1 protein-coding gene is annotated in these 537 nt (G+C 39.1%); it reads left to right on the forward strand.

All coding sequences use genetic code 11. The annotated features are described in order from the left end of the window. Positions 1-537: MFS transporter (locus AC3G7N_RS22395; RefSeq protein WP_489424305.1), on the forward strand; the 537-nt coding region annotated here is incomplete at both ends.

Below are 537 nucleotides of genomic sequence, written 5' to 3' on the forward strand. Positions count from 1 at the left end.
TTTTCCTGCTTGGCTGCCGGGCACTTCAGGCGATTGGCAGTTCGGCATTGTTTCCTAGTGGAATGAGCATGGTTCGAAAGAGTATAACGAAGGGGCAGGCAAAGGCATTAGCCACGCTTTCTATTTTTGCGACGACTTCCGCTGCTTTTGGTCCTTCAATAGGTGGGTTTTTAATTGCATCGTGGGATTGGCAGGCAATCTTTATTGCAAATATCCCATTTATCATTTTATCTTTCGTGCTGGCAATTTTTATTTTGCCTAATGCGGGTCAGGGAAAAGTTGAATTAAGGCGTATTGATTTTGGGGGAATTGCACTGTTCATAATCTCCATGGTTGGACTTATTTTATTTTTATTATCATTAGGTGACAACGTACGCTGGTTGTCATTGGGTATCTTTATCACGGCAACAATTATTTTTTACTTTTATGAGACAAAACGCAAGGAGCCCTTTATCGATTTGGCATCGTTAAAGGAGAATCATCATGTATCCTTCATATATTTGCAGTTCATGAGTATTAATTTAATTTATTATTGTT

It is taken from the genome of Virgibacillus carmonensis (assembly GCF_057836705.1).